Below are 434 nucleotides of genomic sequence, written 5' to 3'. Positions count from 1 at the left end.
CAACAACAAAGAAACCCGACACAGGACATCAAAGTGACTTCGACCAAACCCCTCCGCGTTGTCGTTGCCGGCCTGGGCAATATGGGCCGCAGCCACGCGCTGGCCTACTACAACAATCCGGGCTTCGAGATTGCGGCCCTCGTCAACCGTTCGGACGTGCCGCTGCCCGGCGGGCTGGCGGGTCACGAGATCCGTCGTTCGTTCGAGGACGCACTGCGCGACGAGAAACCGGACCTTGCCTGCATCGCCACCTATTCGGACAGCCATGCCGACTATGCGGTGCACGCCTTCGAGGCTGGCTGCCATGTCTTCGTCGAGAAGCCGCTGGCCACCACGGTCGCCGATGCGCGCCGGGTGGTCGACGCCGCCAAGGCCAACGGCAAGAAGCTGGTGATCGGCTATATCCTGCGCCATCACCCGTCCTGGGTGCGGCT

At 64.3% G+C, this 434-nt stretch carries 1 protein-coding gene; it reads left to right on the top strand.

Annotation, left to right across the window (positions count from 1 at the left end; translation table 11 throughout):
- Nucleotides 1-33 precede the first annotated feature (33 nt).
- The coding region (locus OWC48_RS46780) for a Gfo/Idh/MocA family protein (RefSeq protein ID WP_282526035.1) at nucleotides 34-434 on the top strand (401 nt) is incomplete at its 3' end.

Source organism: Bradyrhizobium sp. Arg816, from assembly GCF_029989365.1.
GTDB lineage: Bacteria > Pseudomonadota > Alphaproteobacteria > Rhizobiales > Xanthobacteraceae > Bradyrhizobium.
Note: the sequence above shows the minus strand (reverse complement) of the source record. Positions and strands in the feature narration are given on the sequence as shown.